At 73.5% G+C, this 18,963-nt stretch carries 19 protein-coding genes and 3 tRNA genes; 14 read left to right on the top strand and 8 right to left on the bottom strand.

Annotated features, from left to right (window positions below):
- Window positions 1–64 precede the first annotated feature (64 nt).
- Entirely contained in the window at window positions 65–733 is a 669-nt protein-coding gene (locus ACFQTY_RS09250) for a 4a-hydroxytetrahydrobiopterin dehydratase (RefSeq protein ID WP_378099644.1), read from the top strand.
- A 4-nt stretch (window positions 734–737) separates the two neighbouring features.
- Here ACFQTY_RS09250 and ACFQTY_RS09245 read toward each other — a convergent pair whose 3' ends face one another.
- Together ACFQTY_RS09245 and ACFQTY_RS09240 are read right to left on the bottom strand one after the other, a co-directional pair.
- Window positions 738–1,997, bottom strand: coding sequence for an RNA polymerase sigma factor (locus ACFQTY_RS09245; protein ID WP_378100714.1), 1,260 nt, complete (start codon window positions 1,995–1,997; stop codon window positions 738–740).
- A gap of 92 nt (window positions 1,998–2,089) precedes the next feature.
- Window positions 2,090–2,506, bottom strand: coding sequence for a YciI family protein (locus ACFQTY_RS09240; RefSeq protein ID WP_378099642.1), 417 nt, complete (start codon window positions 2,504–2,506; stop codon window positions 2,090–2,092).
- A 134-nt stretch (window positions 2,507–2,640) separates the two neighbouring features.
- Here ACFQTY_RS09240 and ACFQTY_RS09235 point away from each other — a divergent pair, with 134 nt between their 5' ends.
- From ACFQTY_RS09235 to ACFQTY_RS09225, 3 genes are all read left to right on the top strand, one after another.
- Window positions 2,641–3,495, top strand: coding sequence for an HNH endonuclease family protein (locus tag ACFQTY_RS09235; RefSeq protein ID WP_378099639.1), 855 nt, complete (start codon window positions 2,641–2,643; stop codon window positions 3,493–3,495).
- Between the two features lie 91 nt (window positions 3,496–3,586).
- A complete protein-coding gene (locus ACFQTY_RS09230) occupies window positions 3,587–4,216 on the top strand; it encodes a LysE family translocator (protein ID WP_378099637.1) in 630 nt (209 codons plus the stop codon).
- A 186-nt stretch (window positions 4,217–4,402) separates the two neighbouring features.
- The gene (locus ACFQTY_RS09225) at window positions 4,403–5,479 is read left to right on the top strand and encodes a 2,3-butanediol dehydrogenase (protein WP_378099636.1); all 1,077 of its coding nucleotides are present in this window, start codon (window positions 4,403–4,405) and stop codon (window positions 5,477–5,479) included.
- A gap of 183 nt (window positions 5,480–5,662) precedes the next feature.
- Here ACFQTY_RS09225 and ACFQTY_RS09220 read toward each other — a convergent pair whose 3' ends face one another.
- From ACFQTY_RS09220 to ACFQTY_RS09210, 3 genes are all read right to left on the bottom strand, one after another.
- Complete coding sequence (locus ACFQTY_RS09220) at window positions 5,663–6,187, bottom strand: hypothetical protein (RefSeq protein WP_378099634.1); 525 nt, start codon at window positions 6,185–6,187, stop codon at window positions 5,663–5,665.
- Window positions 6,188–6,345: 158 nt separating this feature from the next.
- Entirely contained in the window at window positions 6,346–7,185 is an 840-nt protein-coding gene (locus tag ACFQTY_RS09215) for a hypothetical protein (protein WP_378099632.1), read from the bottom strand.
- 49 nt (window positions 7,186–7,234) lie between these two features.
- Window positions 7,235–7,756 carry an RNA polymerase sigma factor gene (locus ACFQTY_RS09210; RefSeq protein ID WP_378099630.1) on the bottom strand — a complete coding sequence of 174 codons (522 nt, stop codon included), beginning with the start codon at window positions 7,754–7,756 and terminating at the stop codon, window positions 7,235–7,237.
- Window positions 7,757–7,915: 159 nt separating this feature from the next.
- On the opposite strand from ACFQTY_RS09210, the gene ACFQTY_RS09205 reads away from it, so the two are divergent.
- From ACFQTY_RS09205 to ACFQTY_RS09175, 7 genes are all read left to right on the top strand, one after another.
- Window positions 7,916–8,122 (top strand): hypothetical protein, encoded by a 207-nt coding sequence (locus ACFQTY_RS09205; protein ID WP_378099629.1) that lies wholly within the window; start codon window positions 7,916–7,918, stop codon window positions 8,120–8,122.
- A gap of 83 nt (window positions 8,123–8,205) precedes the next feature.
- Window positions 8,206–9,810, top strand: coding sequence for an AlkA N-terminal domain-containing protein (locus ACFQTY_RS09200; protein WP_378099627.1), 1,605 nt, complete (start codon window positions 8,206–8,208; stop codon window positions 9,808–9,810).
- Window positions 9,810–10,340, top strand: a complete 531-nt coding sequence (locus ACFQTY_RS09195; RefSeq protein ID WP_378099625.1) for a methylated-DNA--[protein]-cysteine S-methyltransferase — start codon at window positions 9,810–9,812, stop codon at window positions 10,338–10,340. The genes ACFQTY_RS09200 and ACFQTY_RS09195 overlap by 1 nt, the downstream gene beginning before the upstream one ends.
- Window positions 10,341–10,504: 164 nt before the next feature.
- Entirely contained in the window at window positions 10,505–12,154 is a 1,650-nt protein-coding gene (locus tag ACFQTY_RS09190; RefSeq protein ID WP_378099623.1) for an ABC transporter substrate-binding protein, read from the top strand.
- Between the two features lie 129 nt (window positions 12,155–12,283).
- Complete coding sequence (locus ACFQTY_RS09185; protein WP_378100712.1) at window positions 12,284–13,366, top strand: ABC transporter permease; 1,083 nt, start codon at window positions 12,284–12,286, stop codon at window positions 13,364–13,366.
- Window positions 13,366–14,496, top strand: a complete 1,131-nt coding sequence (locus ACFQTY_RS09180; protein ID WP_378099621.1) for an ABC transporter permease — start codon at window positions 13,366–13,368, stop codon at window positions 14,494–14,496. The genes ACFQTY_RS09185 and ACFQTY_RS09180 overlap by 1 nt, the downstream gene beginning before the upstream one ends.
- Window positions 14,493–16,199, top strand: coding sequence for an ABC transporter ATP-binding protein (locus tag ACFQTY_RS09175; RefSeq protein ID WP_378099619.1), 1,707 nt, complete (start codon window positions 14,493–14,495; stop codon window positions 16,197–16,199). Before ACFQTY_RS09180 ends, ACFQTY_RS09175 begins: the two co-directional genes overlap by 4 nt.
- A 36-nt stretch (window positions 16,200–16,235) precedes the next feature.
- Here the strand turns inward: ACFQTY_RS09175 and ACFQTY_RS09170 are convergent, their stop codons facing one another.
- The 3 genes from ACFQTY_RS09170 to ACFQTY_RS09160 are packed head-to-tail and all read right to left on the bottom strand — an operon-like array spanning window position 16,236 to window position 18,498.
- Window positions 16,236–17,144, bottom strand: a complete 909-nt coding sequence (locus ACFQTY_RS09170; RefSeq protein ID WP_378099617.1) for an LLM class flavin-dependent oxidoreductase — start codon at window positions 17,142–17,144, stop codon at window positions 16,236–16,238.
- Between the two features lie 9 nt (window positions 17,145–17,153).
- Window positions 17,154–18,113: a cation diffusion facilitator family transporter gene (locus ACFQTY_RS09165; protein WP_378099615.1), complete on the bottom strand. Its 960-nt coding sequence runs from the start codon at window positions 18,111–18,113 to the stop codon at window positions 17,154–17,156.
- Window positions 18,114–18,156: 43 nt separating this feature from the next.
- Window positions 18,157–18,498 carry a metallopeptidase family protein gene (locus ACFQTY_RS09160; protein ID WP_291761562.1) on the bottom strand — a complete coding sequence of 114 codons (342 nt, stop codon included), beginning with the start codon at window positions 18,496–18,498 and terminating at the stop codon, window positions 18,157–18,159.
- A 128-nt stretch (window positions 18,499–18,626) separates the two neighbouring features.
- Here ACFQTY_RS09160 and ACFQTY_RS09155 point away from each other — a divergent pair.
- The 3 genes from ACFQTY_RS09155 to ACFQTY_RS09145 all read left to right on the top strand — a co-directional run bounded on the left by ACFQTY_RS09155 (window position 18,627) and on the right by ACFQTY_RS09145 (window position 18,912).
- A tRNA-Glu gene (locus ACFQTY_RS09155) sits at window positions 18,627–18,699 on the top strand.
- Window positions 18,700–18,726: 27 nt separating this feature from the next.
- A tRNA-Asp gene (locus ACFQTY_RS09150) sits at window positions 18,727–18,800 on the top strand.
- A 39-nt stretch (window positions 18,801–18,839) separates the two neighbouring features.
- A tRNA-Phe gene (locus ACFQTY_RS09145) sits at window positions 18,840–18,912 on the top strand.
- Window positions 18,913–18,963 lie beyond the last annotated feature (51 nt).

The raw sequence follows: 18,963 nt of genomic DNA, 5'->3' as shown, positions 1-18,963 counted from the left end.
CCGGGAGCACCCCCGGCTTACCGTGAGGTCGTCCTGCCCCGAAGCACCACCGAGGGAGCGCACGATGGCTGATGCCCTGCTGACCACCACCCAGGTGCGTGACGCCGGTCTGGCCGACTGGCGGCAGCTGCTGGGACAGCTCAAGGCCCGGTTCCGCACCGGCGACTTCGCCACCGGGCTGGCGCTCGTGAACCGGATCGGCGAGCTGGCCGAGGCGGCGAACCACCACCCCGACGTCCAGCTCACCTACCCGGACGTGATCGTCACGCTGACCAGCCACGACGCCGGCGGGATCACCGACCGGGACGTCGACCTGGCGCGCCGCATCAGCGAGGTCGCGGCAGCGCAGGGCATCGCCTCGGACGTCGTCGGGCTCACACAGCTCGAGCTGGGGCTCGACACGGCCGCGGGGTCCCGGCTCGCGCCGTTCTACGCCGCGCTGCTGGGCGGCACGGTCGCGGACGGCGAGGCGGTGGACCCGTCCGGACAGGTCCCGACGCTGTGGTGGCAGGAGCCCGGAGACGCGGACGACCCCCTGGCGCTGCCGGCGCAGCCGTTCGAGCAGCGCTGGCACCTCGACGTGTGGGTGGGCATCGACGAGGGCGAGCGGCGGCTCGCGGCGGTGCTCGACGCCGGCGGCCGCCTGGTCAGCGACCATGCGGCGTCGCGCTACTGGGTGGTCGAGGACGCCGACGGCAACCGGTCCTGCATCTGCACGGCCGCGGACCGCTGAGCGATCAGGCCAGGTCGGCGGCCTTGCGCTCCAGCAGCTCCCGCTCGCGCCGGTTGGTGGTCAGCTCGGCGGCGCGCAGCAGCTCCGCACGTGCCTCCGTCGGACGGCCGAGCCGGGCCAGCAGCTCGCCCCGGACGCTGGGCAGCAGGTGCGAGGCGGCGAGACGCCCACCCGCCGCCAGCTCGTCCACGATCGCGAGCGCGGTCAGCGGGCCGTGCAGCATCGCGACGGCGACGGCCCGGTTCAGCTCCACCACCGGTGACGGCGCCACCCGCCCGAGCGCCTCGTAGAGCAGCACGATCCGCTCCCAGTCGGTCGCCTCGACCGACGGCGCGGCCGCGTGGCACGAGGCGATCGCGGCCTGCAGGCCGTACGGCCCGAGACCCCGGCCCACCTGCACCGCTCGCGCCAGGGCGGCCTGCCCGCGTGCGACGGCGGCGCGGTCCCACAGCCGCCGGTCCTGGTCCTGCAGGCCGACCGCCGCGCCGTCCGGTCCGGTGCGGGCCGGGAACCGGGCGGCCGTCAGCTCCATCAGCGCCAGCAGACCGTGCACCTCCGGCTCCGCCGGCAGCAGCCGCGACAGCACCCGGGCCAGCCGGAGCGCCTCGCGGGCCAGGTCGACCCGCAGCAGGTCGTCGCCCGCGGTGGCCGTGGAGCCCTCGGTGAAGACGACGTACAGCACGCTCAGCACGCCGCCGAGCCGCTGCGGCCGCTCGTCGGGCGCGGGCAGCTCGAACGGCACCTTCGCGGCGGCCAGCGTCTTCTTCGCACGGGTGATCCGCGCCTGGACCGTCGCGCTCGGCACCAGGAAGGCGCGGGCGATCTCGTCCGTGGTCAGGCCCGCCACCACGCGCAGGGTCAACGCGACGCGCGCCTCGGCGGAGAGCACCGGGTGGCACGCGATGAACACCAGGGCGAGCACGTCGTCGTCGATCTCGTCCGAGTCCGGCAGCAGCGCGTCCAGCCCGTCCTGCGTCTCCGGGCCGCCCGACGACGACACCAGCTCCCCCTCGCGCAGCCCGTGCGCCAGCGCCGCGTAGCGCTCGTCGAGGGCCGCCCGACGCCGGAAGCCGTCGATCCCCCGCCGCCGCCCGACGGTCAGCAGCCACCCGCCCGGGTTCGCCGGGACACCGTCCCCCGGCCAGCTCTCCAGCGCCTCGGCCAGCGCCTGCTGCGCGAGGTCCTCGGCCAGCGGGAAGTCGCCGGTCCACCGCGCCAACGCTCCGACGATCCGTGCGGACTCGATCCGCCAGACCGCCTCCACCGCCGCCCGGGACGCCTCGTGAGGGTCACGAGGCGTCCCGGCGACGGCCGGTCGGGCCGCGGCTGCGGCCGCGTCGTCAGCGGCGTCGGGCGTCAGAGCTGACCCGTCTGCTCGCGCCACGCCCGCTCCTTGGCCACCCACTCGTTGTCCTGCGGGAACTCGTCGATCTGGGTGACGCGGCGGATCTCGGTCTTCGCGCCCGGGAACGGCGGCATGCGCTTGGCCCACTCGACCGCCTCTTCGAGGCTCGCCACGTCGAGCACGTAGTACCCGCCGAACAGCTCCTTGGTCTCGCCGTACGGCCCGTCGGTCACCAGCGGCGGCTCGCTGGAGTAGTCGACGACGACGCTGACCTCCGGGTCCAGCCCCTCCGCCGCCAGCAGCACGCCCGCCCTGATCAGCTCGTCGTTGAACCGCCCGACGGTCTCGAGCATCTCCTCGAACGGCCGGGACATCATCGCGGCGAACGTCTCGTCCGACGGACGCATGATCAGCATGTACTTCGCCATGGTGGTCACCTCTCGGTTCGGGGTCGGTCGTCGACCCTCTCATCTGGTGGTCGAACGGGACAGGCCCGGATCGACATCACGGCCCGGCGAGTCGCGCAGCCGGTGCGGGCCGACGGCGCGGTTGAGTCGGCGCCGTGACCGTCCGCGCCTCCGCCCCGCCCGCTGCGGCAGCCGGTCGTCGCGCGGCTCGGAGGGGACGTGCCGGGGCCCTGGTGGTGGCGCTGTTCCTGGTCGGCATCGGCGTCGCCGCCGCGACGGCGGCACCGCACACCGAGCCGACGGCGACGACGACGACGCGCACGGGCATGCCGAGTCCGACGGCGACGGATCGCCCGTCCACCGCACCGGGCGCCGACAGCTCGACGGCGCTCCCCGCGGGACAGGGTCGGGGTGCGCTCGTCGCCCTCGCGGCGCTGCGCGTGAACGACTCCCCGACCAGGGCCGGCTACCAGCGCGACCTGTTCGGCTACCGGGCCGTCGACCTGGACCGCAACGGCTGCGACACCCGCAACGACATCTTGCGGCGCGACCTGCACGACGCGGTGATCAAGCCCGGCACCCACGACTGCGTGGTGCTGTCCGGCATGCTCGCCGACCCCTACTCCGGGACGACGATCGCCTTCACGCGCGGCACCCGCACCTCCGACGACGTGCAGATCGACCACGTCGTCGCCCTCGCGGACGCCTGGTCCAGCGGCGCGGCCGCCTGGGACCCCGCCAACCGGTTCCGCCTCGGCAACGACCCGCTGAACCTGCTGGCCGTCTCCGGCCCGCTGAACACGCAGAAGTCCGACGGCGACGCCGCGCAGTGGTTGCCGCCGAACGTCGCGTACCGCTGCACGTACGTGGCCCGGCAGGTCGGCGTGAAGTACACGTACGGGCTGACCGTCACGACCGCCGAGCGCAGGGCGATGGCCGGCGTGCTCGCCGGTTGCCCGGACCAGCCGCTGCCGCCGGGGTCCACCCTGCCGGCCCCGGCAGCCGGCTGAGCCGGCCGGCTGCGGCGACGTCCCGCCCGACCACTGACCGACTGCCGAACACCCCCTGGGAACCGCGCCCGCCGGCTCGCACACTGTGCCCATGCTGAGCCACCTGCTGGTCGCCACCGGCGTGCTGGCGCTGCTGACGGTGCTGCCCGGACCGGACATGGCGGTGATCACCCGGGCCGCGCTGGCCGGTGGACGGCAGGCCGCCACCCGTGCCGCGGCCGGCATCGTCACCGGTCTTCTGGTCTGGGGCTCGCTGGCCGTCCTCGGGCTGACGGCGCTGCTGACCGCGTCACCCCGGGCTTACCTCGTCGTCAAGGTGCTCGCGGTGCTGTACCTGCTCTACCTCGGTGTCCAGGCCTTCCGGACGCAGCACGCGCCCGTCGCGGGCACCGACGTCGAGCTGACGCCGCCTCCCAGCACGACCGCGCGAGCGCCGTTCCTCACCGGCCTCACCACCGACCTGCTCAACCCGAAGATCGCGGTGTTCTACACGGCGATGCTGCCGACGCTCGCTCCCCCGTCCCTGCCGGGCGCCCGCGGCCTGGCGGTGCTGGTGGTCATCCACGTCGCCCTGACCTTCGCCTGGCAGGTCGGCTACGCCCACCTGCTGACCCGTGCTCGGCACGTCGTCGGGCGGCCCGCGGTGCGCCGCGCGCTCGACCGGGTCACCGGGGTCGCCCTGATCGGGTTCGCCGTCCGGCTCGTCACCGAGCACGCCTGAGCCCACTCCCGGTGTCGCACCGCCACTCCTAGGACCAACGTCCCCGGCGCGGCCTCCACCTCGGAGAACGAATCGGTCGAGGTGGCCCGTCGGCGCCCTTCACGGTCTGGAGCACCCCACGGCCGGGCGCAGGATGGACGTACGGCCGGGTCTTCCCAGGCCCGGCCTCATCAAAGGAGATGAGCCATGAAGGCAGCGCGCTACTACGACCGCGGTGACATCCGCATCGACGAGATCCCGGAGCCCCCGGTCGCACCGGGCGAGGTCGGCATCGACGTGGCGTGGTGCGGGATCTGCGGATCCGACCTGCACGAGTACGCGGAGGGACCGATCTTCGTCCCGCCCGCGGGGCACCCCCAGCCGCTCAGCGGCGAGTCGGCGCCGATCACGCTGGGCCACGAGATGTCGGGCGTCGTCAGCGCCCTCGGCGAGGGTGTGACGGACCTGGCCGTGGGCGACCACGTGGTGGTCGAGCCGTACATCGTCGCGGACGACGTCGACACCGGCCCGGACAGCCGCAGCTACCACCTGTCGAAGGACATGAACTTCATCGGCCTCGGCGGCCGGGGCGGCGGCCTCGGCGAGAAGATCGCCGTGAAGCGCCGCTGGGTGCACAAGATCGCCGACAGCGTCCCGCTCGACCAGGCGGCGCTGATCGAGCCCCTCTCGGTCGGGTACCACGCGGTGGAGCGCAGCGGGGCCAAGGCCGGGGACACCGCCCTGGTGGTCGGCGCCGGCCCGATCGGGCTGCTGACGTCCGCCGTGCTCAAGGCGATCGGCGTGACCGTGATCATCAGCGAGCCGAGCCCGCTGCGCCGGCAGAAGGCCGTGGACTCAGGGGTCGCCCAGCACGTGCTCGACCCGCGGTCGGAGGACGTCGTCGCACGGGTGCGTGAGCTGACCGGCGGGGCCGGGGCCGCCGTGGGCTTCGAGTGCACCTCGGTGCAGCCGGCGCTCGACACGCTGGTCGACGCGCTCGCACCTCAGGGCGTGCTCGTCGTGATCGCCATCTGGGCGCACCCGGGCACGTTCGACCTGACCAAGATCGTGCTCAAGGAGCTCGACGTGCGGGGCACCATCGCCTACGTCAACTCGCACCAGAAGGTGATCCCGCTGGTGGAGCAGGGCGAGATCGACCTCGCCCCGTTCATCACCGGTCGAATCGGCTTGGACCACCTGATCGACCAGGGTTTCGACACCCTGATCCACCACAACGAGACGGCCGTGAAGATCCTCGTCTCGCCGTCCGGCCGCGGGCTGTGACGAACCGCTCCCGCTGACCGGTCCTCACCAGGCACAGCCTGAGCGCACGAACGCCGCCCGGTGGCAGGGGGTCCACCGGGCGGCGTCCGTGATGGGCGACCTACGAGGGCCGTCCCGTGCTGTCGCCCGGCAGCAGGGGGTCCGCCGGGCGACGTGTGTGAGCGGCCTCGAGGGCCGCTCGGCTCAGTGGTGCGAGTCGACGGCCGCGGTCGGGACCGCGGTCGGCAGCACGCGAGGCGCGTGCACGTCCGCCGACTCGGTGGCGTCGGCCGTCTCGGTCGGCTCCGGCGAGGCCGCGTCCTTGCGCAGGTCGTTGCGCTCGTGCGCGCGGAGCGCGATCTGCGGGCCGTCGACACCGCCGTCGCGCGCATCCGCGGCGACGCTCTGGCCGAACGCCGCGGCGGACGGCAGGTCCGTCGGCAGCGGACGAGCGGTCTCGCTCGCCTCCGGGGTCTCGCTCGCCTCGGGGGTCTCGGTGGCCTCGGGCTTCTCGGTCTCCACGGCCTCGGCGGACTCGCTCGCGTCGGCGGAGCTGGTCACGCCGGGCACCGGCGCGGTGGCCGAGCCGGTGAACTGGTCGGCGATGGCAGGCGCGCTGGCAGCGACACCGACCACGCCCGCGGCGATGACGACGCCGACGGTGGCCTTGCCCGCGGCGCTGAGCCCGGCGATCTTGGCCAGAACGGCCGCAGCTGTCGAAGTGCTCACGTACTTCCTCCGGTTCGCAGGGACGCGGTCGGCTCGACCGCGTCGTCTGTCCGGCGACTCGTGCCGCCCTCACCCCCGCAATCGCGGCTGCTCCGCGGAGGGTTACGGGCTCCGTCGAGATTTCTCCGTCGGGATCCGCGCGACGCGCCCGGGTCGGCTCAGTGCTCGGACGGCGACGGGCTGCCGCTGGGCCGCGGCGACGGGGTCGACGACGGCTCGGGCGACGGCGCGGGAGCGGCGTCCTGCTTGCGCGTCATCCACTCGTTCGAGCTGGTCGCGGGTGCCTGGTCGCTCGACGAGCGGTCGCCGGACGACCCCTGGTCGGACGACGTGCGGTCGCCGGACGAGGTGCGGTCGGTGGACGTCCCCTGCCCGGCCACGGCGGGCGACCCGGTCCCGGCGACGGCCGGCGAGCGCCCCTGCTCCGGACGTGCACCGTCCCGGCCGTCCTTCATGTCGGCACTTCCCGCCGACGTCGCGGTCTCGGCGCCCGGGTCGCCGACCGCACCGGCGGTCTTCCCGGCGACGTCGTCCGGCAGCCCCGTCCGGCGCGTGTCGTCGCGGTGCGGGGCGGTGGTGGAGCTGCTGGGGGCCGGCGCGGGTTCGACGGCGCCGCCGAAGACGCGGCCGACGTCGACCAGCACGGTGTGGGCCGGCTGCTGCACCACGTCCGGCACCGCCGGGATGGTGGCGGCACCGGTGACGCCGGCCATCGCGATCCCGGCGCCGAGCACCACCTTGCCGGTCAGCCCGAGGCCACCGACCCACCGGCTGGCGGTGCTGGCGCGCCGCCGGACGGCCCGTCCCACCAGCACCGGGAACGGCACCGGCGCGACGCGCGGCGGCAGCCCGGCCTCGAGCAGCGCGGCCAGCTCGGCCGTCGGAGCCGGCGCCGGCTCCTGGGCCATGGCGCGCAGCGAGTCGAACAGGTCGACGAGGGCGCCGTCGCCGGGCACAGGGTGCCCGGTCAGCAGCCGCTCGTCGTCCTGAGACCTCATGCCCTCGTAATCGTCGAAACCGGTCATAGGGGCACGGTCTCCGTCTCGATCATCTTGCGCAGCGTCGCCAGCCCCGCCGCTGCAGCGCCTTGACCGCCCCCTCGGACCGTCCGACCACCTCCGCGACCTGCTCGACGGTGAGGTCGGCCACCACCCGCAGCACCAGCACCTCCTGCTGCTCCCCCGTCAGCCGGCCCAGCAGCGCGAGCACCCGCTGGTGCCCCAGCACGTCCATCGCATCGGCCTCGGCGCTGCCGACGGCCCGGTCGTCGTCCGCCGGCTCGTAGGGCACCTGCGGCACGGTGCGGGCGCTGCGGCGCCAGTGGTCCATCACCCGACGGTGCGCGATGGTGAACACCCACGAACGGAAGTGCGCCTGGTCCCCGGTGAAGCCGCTCAGCCCGGTGAAGACGGCGAGGAACACCTCGCTCGTCACGTCCTCCACCTCGCGCACGCCCTGCGCGCGGACGTAGGCGGCGACGGGCTTCGACAGATCGCCGTACAGGAGGGTGAACGCCTCGCCCGCTCCGCTGCGGGCGCGGCTCAGCACCCCGTCGAAGTCGTCGAGCACGGACCCAGCATGCCCGATGCTCCGGAGCTCGCCGACGCCCACCCGGCCGGACGCGGAACGGTTCTGTCCGCTCCTTGACACGCCCACGTTCGAGTGGTTCGCGGGTGAGATGTCCACAACTCGGCCAAACGCCCGGCACCTTCCGGGCACTATATGCCGGTGACCAGCGACGAGACCGCGGACGAGCCGTGGGTGACGGTGAGCGACGACGACGTGCACGCGGCGCGGCGTGCGTGGCTGGCCGCCGTCGAGGAGTGCGCAGGCTCACCACGCGAGCAGCTGCTGCACGACTCGTTCCGCCGCATCGTCCACACGCAGGCGCAGCAGACCGCACTGGAGTTCCGTCGGTCGCACCGGAGGTCCTGACCGCGGGCGCGAGCACCACAAGCAGCACCGCGATGTCGGATTCTCGCTAGCCTCAGCCGCCGCCCAGGGCGCACCATCGACGGGTGCCCGCCCCGATCCCTCCCGCGGCCGCCGCGCCGCCCGCGGTGCGACCGGCCACCACCGCCGCACCCCGCCCCGGCATCCCGGACGCCGACGCCTGCCTGGCGGCCGTCCGCAGCCGCGACCCCCGCTTCGACGGCTGGTTCTACACGGCGGTGCTGTCCACCGGCATCTACTGCCGTCCCAGCTGCCCGGCCCGCACCCCGCGGGACGACCGCATGCGCTTCTACCCCTCGTCAGCGGCCGCCCAGCAGGCCGGCTTCCGCGCCTGCAAGCGGTGCCGCCCCGACGCCAGCCCCGGCTCACCTGCGTGGGACGTGCGCTCGGACGTGGTGGCCCGAGCGATGCGGCTGATCGAGGACGGGCTGGTGGACCGCGGCGGCGTGCCCGCACTGGCTGCCGCGCTCGGCTACAGCACCCGCCAGCTCGAGCGGCTGCTGCAGGGTGAGCTGGGCGCCGGCCCGCTGGCCCTCGCGGCGGCCCGCCGCGCGCAGACCGCCCGCACCCTGGTCGAGTCGACGCAGCTGCCCATGACGGAGGTCGCCTTCGCCGCCGGCTACGCCTCCGTACGGGCGTTCAACGACGCCGTCCGGGCGACCTACGCGCTGACGCCCACCGAGCTGCGCGCCGCGGCCTCCCGCCGTGCACCGAGCCGTCCGGGGGCGCTGTCGTTGCGGCTCCCGTACCGGTCGCCCCTCGACCCGTCGAACCTGCTGGGTCACCTGGTGGCGACCGCGGTCCCGGGCGTCGAGGAGTACCGCGGCGGCGCCTACCGCTCCACCGTGCCGCTGCCGCACGGCCCCGGGGTGGTCGCCGTGCACCCGCCGCGGGAGGGCGCCTTCCCGGTCACCGTGCGCCTGACCGACCTGCGCGACCTGCCGGCGGCGGTCGCCCGCACGCGCCGGCTGCTGGACCTGGACGCCGACCCCGTGGCGGTCGACGGGGCGCTGTCCGCGGACCGCCGGCTGCGGCCGCTCATCCGCTCGTCCCGGGGACGACGGGTACCCCGCACCCTGGACCCCGAAGCGATGGCGCTGCGCGCGGTGATGGGTCAGCAGGTGTCCACGTCGGCGGCCCGCACGCACGCCGGCCGGCTCGTCACCGCGCTCGGGACCCCGGTCACGGACCCCGACGGCGGCCTGACCCACCTGTTCCCGCGGCCGGCCCAGCTCCTCGCCGACGAGGCGGTCACCGCCGGGCTGCTCGCCATGCCGGCGTCCCGGCGCGACACGCTGCTCGGCCTGGCCCGCGCGCTGGCCGACGGCGACGTGGTGCTCGACGCGGGCGCCGGCCGCGCGGCCGCTCGCGCGGCGCTGGCGGCGCTGCCGGGCATCGGGCCGTGGACCGTCGAGACCGTCGCCATGCGGGCGCTCGGCGACCCCGACGCCTTCCTGCCGGGCGACCTCGGGGTGCGGCAGGCCGCCCGGCGCCTCGGGCTGCCGACGTCCCCGGCCGCCCTCGAGCAGGACTCCCGCGCCTGGTCACCGTGGCGCGCCTATGCCGTGCAGCACCTGTGGGCGACCGGCACCCACGCCGTCAACCAGCTCCCGGACACCGATCTGCCCGACCGGCCCCGGAACCCGCTCCACGCATCGGAGGTCCTGTGATGATCCACACCGTCGTCGACTCCCCGCTCGGCCCGCTCACCCTGGTGGCGGACGACGAGGGACGCCTGGCCGGCCTGTACATGCAGGACCAGCGCTACCGCCCCGCCGACGAGCGGTTCGGCCCGGCCGTCACCGTCCCCGCCGGCCCGGACGCCGATCCCGCCGAGGCGGTCCTCAGCGAGGCGGCCGACCAGCTCGAGCAGTACTTCGGCGGCACCCGCCGCTCCCTGGACGTGCCGCGTGCACCGCTCGGGACCCCGTTCCAGCGCGAGGTGTGGGACGCGCTCGCACGCATCCCGTACGGCGAGACGCGCACCTACGCCGACGTGGCGCGGGAGCTGGGCCGACCGACGGCGGTCCGAGCCGTGGGCGCCGCCATCGGCCGCAACCCGCTGTGCGTCGTGGTGCCGTGCCACCGGGTGGTCGGCACCGGTGGGGCGCTCACCGGGTACGCCGGCGGGCTGGTCCGCAAGCAGCGGCTGCTGGAGCTGGAGAACGCCCCGGCCGGTCGCGCCGCGTCCGGATGTTGAGATTTCCGGCCTCGGATCGCGGACCGAGACCTGTTCGTGATCATCGGGTTACCGGTCGGTAAACCTCCCGTGCTCTCCTGAGGCGGTGCGCGCCCGCTCGGGGCGCGTCGGGACGCCGTCGCGCGGGACGCGAGGCGATCGAGCAACGACGAAAGAGGTGGCGGATGGCATCCGCGACGACACGTCGCCGTGTGTGGGCGATCACGGCTGGGCTTGCGGCGACCACGCTCCTGCTCGCTGCGTGCAGCAACGGCAAGAGCGGCGCGAACGCGACCACCGGTTCCACCGGTGGCTCCAGCACCGCGCTGACCATCGGGACGACGGACAAGATCACCACGATCGACCCGGCGGGCGAGTACGACAACGGCTCCTTCGCCGTCATCAACCAGGTGTTCCCGTTCCTCATGAACACCCCGTACGGCAGCCCGGACGTCAAGCCCGACATCGCGCAGTCCGCCTCGTTCACCAGCCCCACCGAGTACACGGTCAAGCTGAAGCCGAACCTGAAGTTCGCCAACGGCGACCCGCTCACCGCCACGTCGGTGAAGTTCTCGTTCGACCGCGTGCTGAAGATCAACGACCAGAACGGCCCGTCCTCGCTGCTGTTCAACCTGGACAGCACCGAGGTGAAGGACCCGACCACGGTCGTCTTCCACCTGAAGTCGCCCAACGACCAGACGTTCCCGCAGGTCCTGTCCAGCCCCGCCGGCCCGATCGTCGACGAGAAGGTGTTCTCGCCGACGGCGCTGACCCCGGACGCGGACATCGTCAAGGCGAACGCCTTCGCCGGCCCGTACGTGATCACCAGCTACACGCTCAACGAGCTGATCTCGTACAAGGCCAACCCGGACTACCAGGGCATCTACGGCGCCCCGAAGACGGCCAACGTCAACGTCCAGTACTACGCGGACTCGTCGAACCTGAAGCTGGACGTCCAGCAGGGCAACATCGACGTCGCGTTCCGCAGCCTGTCGGCGACCGACGTCGACTCGCTGCGCTCGGACAGCAAGGTGCAGGTGGTCGACGGTCCCGGCGGCGAGATCCGCTACATCGTCTTCAACTTCGACACCCAGCCGTACGGCGCGAAGACCCCCCAGGCCGACCCGGCCAAGGCTCTCGCGGTCCGTCAGGCCGTCGCCGACGTCGTCGACCGCAAGGCGATCGCCGACCAGGTCTACAAGGGCACCTACACGCCGCTGTACTCCTACGTCGCCCAGGGTCTGACCGGTGCCACCGAGTCGCTCAAGGGTCTGTACGGGGACGGCAAGGGCGGTCCGGACAAGGACAAGGCGACCAAGGCGCTGTCCGACGCCGGCGTCACCACCCCGGTCACGCTGAACCTGCAGTACACGCCGGCCCACTACGGCCCGTCGTCCGCCGACGAGTACGCCCTGGTCAAGGACCAGCTGGAAAGCTCGGGCCTGTTCAAGGTGAACCTGCAGAGCACCGAGTGGCAGCAGTACTCCAAGGACCGCACCTCGGACGTCTACCCCGAGTACCAGCTCGGCTGGTTCCCGGACTACTCGGACGCCGACAACTACCTGACGCCGTTCTTCCTGCAGGGCGGCTTCCTGAAGAACCACTACGACAACCCGACGGTGGACCAGCTGATCCAGCAGCAGGCCACCACGACGGACGCGTCGGCCCGCACCGCCCTGATCCAGAAGATCCAGGACACGGTGGCCCAGGACCTGTCCACCGTGCCGCTGCTGCAGGGTGCCCAGGTCGCGGTGGTCGGCAAGAACGTGCAGGGTGCGAAGGACACGCTCGACGCGTCCTTCAAGTTCCGCTACGGCGCCCTGTCCAAGAGCTGACGGACGACTCCCGGCTGACGGGGGCGGTCTCCTCGCACGTCGAGGGGGCCGCCCCCCTGCCCGTCCTCCAGCACGTCCGCGCGGCATCGCGCCGCCTGCTTCCTCGAGGTCCTCGTGTCCACAACCGACGTGGCGACGGCTGAGCCCGCCGCCGACCCTGCCCCGGCCGCCGGGGCGTCCCGCCACCGCGGCGGCGGGCTGGGCCGCTACCTGCTGGTGCGGTTCCTGCTGATCTTCCCCACGGTGCTGATCCTGGTCACCGTCGTCTTCGTGCTGATGCGCTCGACGGGTGACCCGATCACCGCGGCGCTGGGCGGCCGGCTCGGGCCGGAGCAGCTGAAGGAACGCATCCACGCCGCCGGGTACGACAAGCCGATCCTGGTGCAGTACTGGCACTACGTGTCCGGCATCGCCCACGGCGACTTCGGCACCACGATCACCGACCACCGTCCGGTGACGCAGGTGCTCACCACGTTCGGGTCGGCGACGCTGGAGCTCGCCGTGTACGCCCTGGTGGTGGCGTTCCTCATCGGCATCCCGCTGGGCCGCATCGCCGCGGCACGGCGGGACAAGGGCCCCGACGCCGTGCTGCGCGTCTCGGCGATCCTCGCCTACGCCACCCCGGTGTTCTTCGCCGGCATGGTGCTCAAGCTCGTGTTCGCCGTGTGGCTCAACGTGCTGCCGGTGGCGGGTCGCGCGACGACGCGCTCGATCCTCACCATGAAGACGCAGGGCGCCGGCACCGGCGTCTACCTGATCGACGCGATCTCCACCGGCGACCCGGCGGTGGTCGGCGACGTGCTGCAGCACGCGGTGCTGCCCGCGGTGGCCCTCGGCCTGCTGACCGCCGGCGTGTTCCTGCGGCTGGTCCGCACCAACGTGATCGGCACGCTTCAGACCGGGTACGTCGAGGCGGCGCGCTCCCGCGGCGTCTCGGAGCGGCGGCTGCTGCGCACGCACTCCTGGCGGCCCGCGCTGGTGCCGATCATCACGGTGATCGGTCTGCAGGTGGCCATGCTGCTGGGCGGCGCGGTGCTGACCGAGACCACGTTCGAGTGGAAGGGCCTGGGCTTCCAGCTGGTGCAGTACCTGCTGGCCCGGGACTTCGTGGCGGTGCAGGGCATGGTGGCCCTGCTCGCCGTCATCGTGGCGGTGACCAACTTCGTGGTCGACGTCATCGCCGCCCTGGTCGACCCGAGGATCCGTTACTGATGACCGCCGACGTCTCCGTCCCCAACGACACCCCGGCCGACCCCGCGGACATCCCCGTCGACGCGCTGCCGAGCCGTGGACCGCTCTGGAAGCGGCTGCCCGTGGTGCGCCAGCTGCGCACCAGCGTCGGGCTGCAGCGCGGCATGCTGGTCACCGGCGTGGTGATCACCGCGATCTTCCTGGTCACCGCGGTCTTCGCGCCGCTGATCGCGCCCTACGGCGGTTCCCAGCTGCGCAGCGGCTCGGTCGCGTTCGGCGCCCAGAAGGCGCCGTCCGCCGCGCACCTGCTCGGCACCACCGTCGGGGGCTACGACGTGCTCTCCCGGGTGGTGTGGGGCACCCGCACCGCGCTGCTGGTGATGATCGCCGCCGTGGTGCTGTCGATCTTCCTCGGCATCTTCCTCGGCCTGGTGTCGGGGTACTTCGGCGGCTGGATCGACCGCGTGCTCGTGGTGGTCGCGGACGCCATCTACGCCTTCCCGTCGCTGCTGCTGGCGATCGTCGCGGCCATCGTGATCAGCAAGGGGCAGTCCTCGATGTGGGGCGGCATCCTCGCCGCCGCCATCTCCATCACCGTCGTCTTCGTGCCGCAGTACTTCCGCGTGGTGCGGTCCGAGGTGGTGCGCGTCAAGGCGGAGGCGTTCGTCGAGGCCGCCAAGGTGATCGGCACGCCGCCGGCCCGGATCATGGTGCGCCACGTGCTGCGCAACTCGGTGCGGACGCTGCCGCTGATCGTCACGCTCAACTGCTCCGAGGCGATCCTCACGCTGGCCGGCCTGGGCTTCCTCGGGTTCGGCATCGAGCCGTCCGCGGCGGCCGAGTGGGGCTACGACCTGAACAAAGCCCTCTCGGACGTGACGAGCGGCATCTGGTGGACGTCAGTCTTCCCCGGTGTCGCCATCGTGCTGACGGTGCTCGGCGTGACGCTGGTGGGCGAGTCGCTCAACGACCTGGCCGACCCGCGGCTGCGCACCCGGCGGGCGGCCGGTCGGCGCGGGGCGCGGGCGGCGGTGCAGTCCGAGGCGGACGTCGTCGAGGTCGATCCGCTGGACGGGCCGCCGGTGGCCGACGAGGCGGCCTCGCACGACGAGACCGGTTCGCACGACGAGACGACGGGAGGTGCCCGATGAGCGCGCAGGAGCCCGTCATCGACGTCCGGGACCTGAAGGTCACGTTCGCCACCGACGCGGGTGACGTCGCCGCCGTGCGCGGCGTCAGCCTGCACGTCGACCCCGGTCAGGTGCTCGCCATCGTCGGCGAGTCGGGCTCCGGGAAGACCGTCACCGCCCGCTCCATCCTGGGCCTGCTGCCCGAGACGGCGCTGGCGTCCGGTGCCGTGGTGCTGCGCCGCAACGACGACGCGGCGTCCTCCGACGTGCTCTCCCTCAGCCCCTCCCGGCTGCGCGAGGTCCGCGGCCGCGACGCGGCCATGGTGTTCCAGGAGCCGTCCACGGCCCTGAACCCGGTGTTCCCGGTGGGCTGGCAGATCGCCGAGGGACTGCGTGCCCACCGCCGGCTGACCCGAGCCGAGGCCCACCGCGAGGCGGTCGACGTGCTGCGCCGGGTCGGCATCCCGGACCCGGAGGAGCGCACCAAGCACTACCCGCACCAGTTCTCCGGCGGGCAGAAGCAGCGCATCGTCATCGCGCAGGCTCTGGTGCTCAACCCGGGCCTGGTGATCGCCGACGAGCCGACCACCGCCCTGGACGTCACGGTGCAGGCCGAGATCCTCGACCTGCTGCGGCGGCTGCCCGAGGAGTTCGGCACCGCGATCGTCCTGATCACCCACAACATGGGCGTGGTGGCGGACCTTGCCGACCAGGTGGCGGTGATGTACCACGGCCGGATCGTCGAGCAGGCGGACGTCCGCACGCTGTTCTCGGCGCCGCAGCACCCGTACACGCGGGCGCTGCTCGACGCGGTCCCGCGGGTGGGTGGGCCGCGGCTGCGCCCGGCGCGGACGGCCCCGGTCGGCGACACCGCGCTGACGGCGGCGCCGTCGACCGCGGCGCCGGTGGTCGAGGCGAGGTCGCTCACCATCACCTACCCGGGCCGGTTCCGCCGTCCGGGGTTCACCGCGGTGGACGGTGTCGACCTGTCGATCCACGCCGGCGAGGTGCTCGGCCTGGTCGGCGAGTCCGGCAGCGGCAAGACGACGATCGGCCGCGCCATCGCGGGCCTCACGCCGGTCACCGGCGGGGAGCTGACGGTGCTCGGCACCCAGGTGCGCGGCATCCACGAGCGCGACTTCCGGGCAGTCCGGCGCCGCATCGGCTTCGTGTTCCAGGACCCGGCCACCAGCTTCAACCCGCTGCTGACCATCGCGGCCTGCGTGGCCGAGCCGCTGCTGGTGCACGGCGTCGCCAAGGACCTGGACGCCGCCCGTCCGCGGGTGGACGAGCTGCTCGAGGCCGTCCAGCTGCCCAAGGCGTACGGCGACCGGTTCCCGCACGAGCTGTCCGGCGGCCAGCGTCAGCGCGCCTCCCTGGCACGCGCCCTCGCGCTCGACCCCGAGCTGCTGATCGCCGACGAGCCGACGTCCGCCCTCGACGTGTCGGTGCAGGCCCGCGTGCTGGACCTGTTCGCGCGGCTGCAGGAGGAGCTCGGCTTCGCGTGCCTGTTCATCAGCCACGACCTGGCGGTGGTGGACCTGCTGGCCGACCGGATCGCCGTGCTGCACCACGGGAAGCTGGTGGAGCAGGGCACCGGGGCTCAGGTGCTCGGCGCGCCGCAGGACCCCTACACCCAGCGCCTGCTGGCCTCCCTGCCGGTGCCGGACCCGGTGGAGCAGGCCGAGCGGCGCGAGGCGTGGCGGGCGCTCGTGACGCGCTGACGGACCGGTCGCGTCACCGAGAGCAGACGACGGGCGTCAGCGCCGCGGCGCGGTCTCCACGCGCTGCAGCTCGGGCAGCCGCTCCGCGAACGCCCGGTACGTGTCCAGCGAGCCCGCGTAGATGCCGTCGGCCCGCGGCCGGTGCAGCACCACGTCGGTGAACCCGAGCTCGGCCGCCCGGTGCACGCCCTCGACGGCGGTGTCCACGGACTCCAGCGAGAACACCGGCGCCCCGTCGATGCTCAGGTACCGGCGCGCCGGCTCGCGGCGCCCCGCCGCCGCCTCGATCTCGTCGTACGCCGCCACCAGCTCCGCCAGACCGGCCCACCACTGGTCCTGGGCACCCGCGCCCGTCCCGTCCGGCACCACCGGCCCGTACGTCGCCCAGCCCTGCCCGTACCTCGCCGCGAGCGCCATGGTGCGCGGACCGTTCGCCGCCACCACGAACGGTGGCCGAGGCCGGGCGATGGTCCCGGGCACCATCCGGGCGTCGTCCGCCGTGTACCACCGGCCGGTGTGGTCCGTCACCGGCTGGGTGAGCAGCGTGTCCAGCAGCTCGACGAACTCCTCGAACCGCGACGTCCGCTCACGCCTGGTCGGCGCCGGCCCCAGCACGCGCGCGTCGAACCCCTCACCACCGGCCCCGAGGCCGAGCAGCAGCCGGCCACCCGTGACGTCGTCCAGGCCCATCACGTCCTTGGCGAACGGCACGGGGTGCCGGAAGTTCGGCGACGCGACCCACGTGCCCAGCCCGATGGTGCTGGTCACAGCACCTGCGGCGGCCAGCAGCGGCACGGTGGCGAACCACGGCTGGTCGGCCAGCGACCGCCACGCCAGGTGGTCGTAGGTCCACGCGTGGTCGAACCCCAGCTGCTCCGCCTCGAGCCAGTGCTGCCGGGACACCGACCACCGCTCCTGCGGCAGGATCACCACTCCGATGCGCATGGCCGGAGCCTAGGCGTGGGTCACGGGCTCCGACGGGCCGCCGGACGCGGGTTCCAGCTGGAACGTGCAGTGCTCGACGTCGAAGTGCCCGGTGAGGCAGCCGCGCAGCTGGTCGAGCACGCGGCCGGTGCCGCCGGCCGCGAGGACGTCGTCGTCCACCACCACGTGCGCCGAGAGCACCGGCACCCCGGACGTGATGGTCCACGCGTGCAGGTCGTGCACGCCGCGCACGCCCGGCAGCCCGCCGATGTGGGTCCGCACCGTCTCCAGGTCCACACCCTCGGGCGTCGCCTCGAGCAGCACGTCGGCCACCTGGCGCAGCAGCGCTGCGGCGCGCGGCAGGATCAGCAGGCCGATCAGCACCGACGCCGCACCGTCCGCGCGGGCCCAGCCGGTGCCGAGCACGACGAGCGCGGCGACCACCGCCGCGGCTGAGCCCAGCAGGTCCCCGAGCACCTCGAGGTAGGCCGCCCGCACGTTGAGCGACCGCCCCTGCCCCTGGTGCAGCAGCCCGAGACCCACGCCGTTGGCGACCAGCCCGACGGCGGCCACGGCCAGCATCAGCCCGGCCCGGACCGATCCCGGGTGCACCAGCCGCTGCACGCCCTCGACCAGCACCACCACACCGACGACGGCCACCAGCATCCCGTTGACCAGGGCGGCGAGCACCTCGGCCCGCTGCCAGCCGTAGGTTCGCGCGGCCGTCGCCGGTCGCGCAGCCAGCCCGGTCGCCACCAGCGCGAGGGCCAGCCCGCCGGCGTCCGTCAGCATGTGACCCGCGTCGGCCACCAGCGCGAACGACCCCGACAGCACCCCGCCGACCACCTCGGCGACCATGACGGCCAGGGTGACGACGAGCACCGCGGTCAGCCGCCCCCGCTGCGCACCCGCCGCCGTGGCACCGTGCGGACGCCCGTGCCCACCGTGCCCGTGCCCGCCACGCCCGTGCCCGTCGCCCGCCGCCGTCATCGACCGCTCCCCTGCCTCCGCGGCCCGGCCGCCACGCGCCGCCTCAGTCCCACCCGAGCTCCTCCAGCCGCTCGTCGTCGATGCCGAAGTGGTGCGCCACCTCGTGCACCACCGTGACGGCCACCTCCTCGACCACCTCGGCACGGTCGTGGCACACGGCCAGCGTCGGGTTGCGGAACACCGTGATGCGGTCCGGGAGCGAGCCGAACCACGCGTCGGTCCGCTCGGTGAGCGGCGTGCCCTCGTACAGGCCGAGCAGCGCGGGCTCGTCCTCCGGACCGTCGTCCTCCACCAGCACGACGACGTTGTCCATCAGCTCCCCGAGCTCCGGCGGGATGCTGTCCAGGGCGTCGCGGACGGCGTCCTCGAAGTCCTCCCGGCTCATCTCGACCACGGACCCATCCTCCCGTCCCGCGCCGACGTGTCGCGCCCCACAGGATCCCGCTTTGGTGGTTCGGCGCCTGACCCGTATGATCGTCACCGGTCTTCCGACGCCTCGACGTTGGGGCGTGAGCCCCCATCGTCTAGCGGCCTAGGACCCCGCCCTTTCACGGCGGTAGCACGGGTTCGAATCCCGTTGGGGGTACGGAGCAGTGCAAAGGCCTTACACCAAGGCCCCGTAGCGCAGTTGGTTAGCGCGCCGCCCTGTCACGGCGGAGGTCGCGGGTTCAAGTCCCGTCGGGGTCGCTCGAAGCGCCGGTCCTCGGACCGGCGTCGTCGTATCGAGGCTCTGTAGCTCAGTTGGTAGAGCGCACGACTGAAAATCGTGAGGTCACCGGATCGACGCCGGTCGGAGCCACTCTCGAGAACCCCCTGGTCACCAGGGGGTTCTTCTGTTTCAGAGGCTCCC

It is taken from the genome of Cellulomonas sp. T2.31MG-18, from assembly GCF_964266755.1.
GTDB lineage: Bacteria > Actinomycetota > Actinomycetes > Actinomycetales > Cellulomonadaceae > Cellulomonas.
The sequence above is the reverse complement of the archived record's forward strand: the minus strand, read 5'-3'. Positions and strand labels throughout refer to the sequence as shown.

Excerpts from the sequence above, each read along its gene's own strand:
- ACFQTY_RS09230 (WP_378099637.1), top strand. The coding sequence starts at position 3,587 with ATGCTGAGCCACCTGCTGGTCGCCACCGGCGTGCTGGCGCTGCTGACG.
- ACFQTY_RS09175 (WP_378099619.1), top strand. The coding sequence starts at position 14,493 with ATGAGCGCGCAGGAGCCCGTCATCGACGTCCGGGACCTGAAGGTCACG.
- ACFQTY_RS09250 (WP_378099644.1), top strand. The coding sequence starts at position 65 with ATGGCTGATGCCCTGCTGACCACCACCCAGGTGCGTGACGCCGGTCTG.
- ACFQTY_RS09170 (WP_378099617.1), bottom strand. The coding sequence starts at position 17,144 with ATGCGCATCGGAGTGGTGATCCTGCCGCAGGAGCGGTGGTCGGTGTCC.
- ACFQTY_RS09160 (WP_291761562.1), bottom strand. The coding sequence starts at position 18,498 with ATGAGCCGGGAGGACTTCGAGGACGCCGTCCGCGACGCCCTGGACAGC.
- ACFQTY_RS09215 (WP_378099632.1), bottom strand. The coding sequence starts at position 7,185 with ATGAGGTCTCAGGACGACGAGCGGCTGCTGACCGGGCACCCTGTGCCC.
- ACFQTY_RS09165 (WP_378099615.1), bottom strand. The coding sequence starts at position 18,113 with ATGACGGCGGCGGGCGACGGGCACGGGCGTGGCGGGCACGGGCACGGT.
- ACFQTY_RS09240 (WP_378099642.1), bottom strand. The coding sequence starts at position 2,506 with ATGGCGAAGTACATGCTGATCATGCGTCCGTCGGACGAGACGTTCGCC.
- ACFQTY_RS09225 (WP_378099636.1), top strand. The coding sequence starts at position 4,403 with ATGAAGGCAGCGCGCTACTACGACCGCGGTGACATCCGCATCGACGAG.
- ACFQTY_RS09195 (WP_378099625.1), top strand. The coding sequence starts at position 9,810 with ATGATCCACACCGTCGTCGACTCCCCGCTCGGCCCGCTCACCCTGGTG.
- ACFQTY_RS09180 (WP_378099621.1), top strand. The coding sequence starts at position 13,366 with ATGACCGCCGACGTCTCCGTCCCCAACGACACCCCGGCCGACCCCGCG.
- ACFQTY_RS09190 (WP_378099623.1), top strand. The coding sequence starts at position 10,505 with ATGGCATCCGCGACGACACGTCGCCGTGTGTGGGCGATCACGGCTGGG.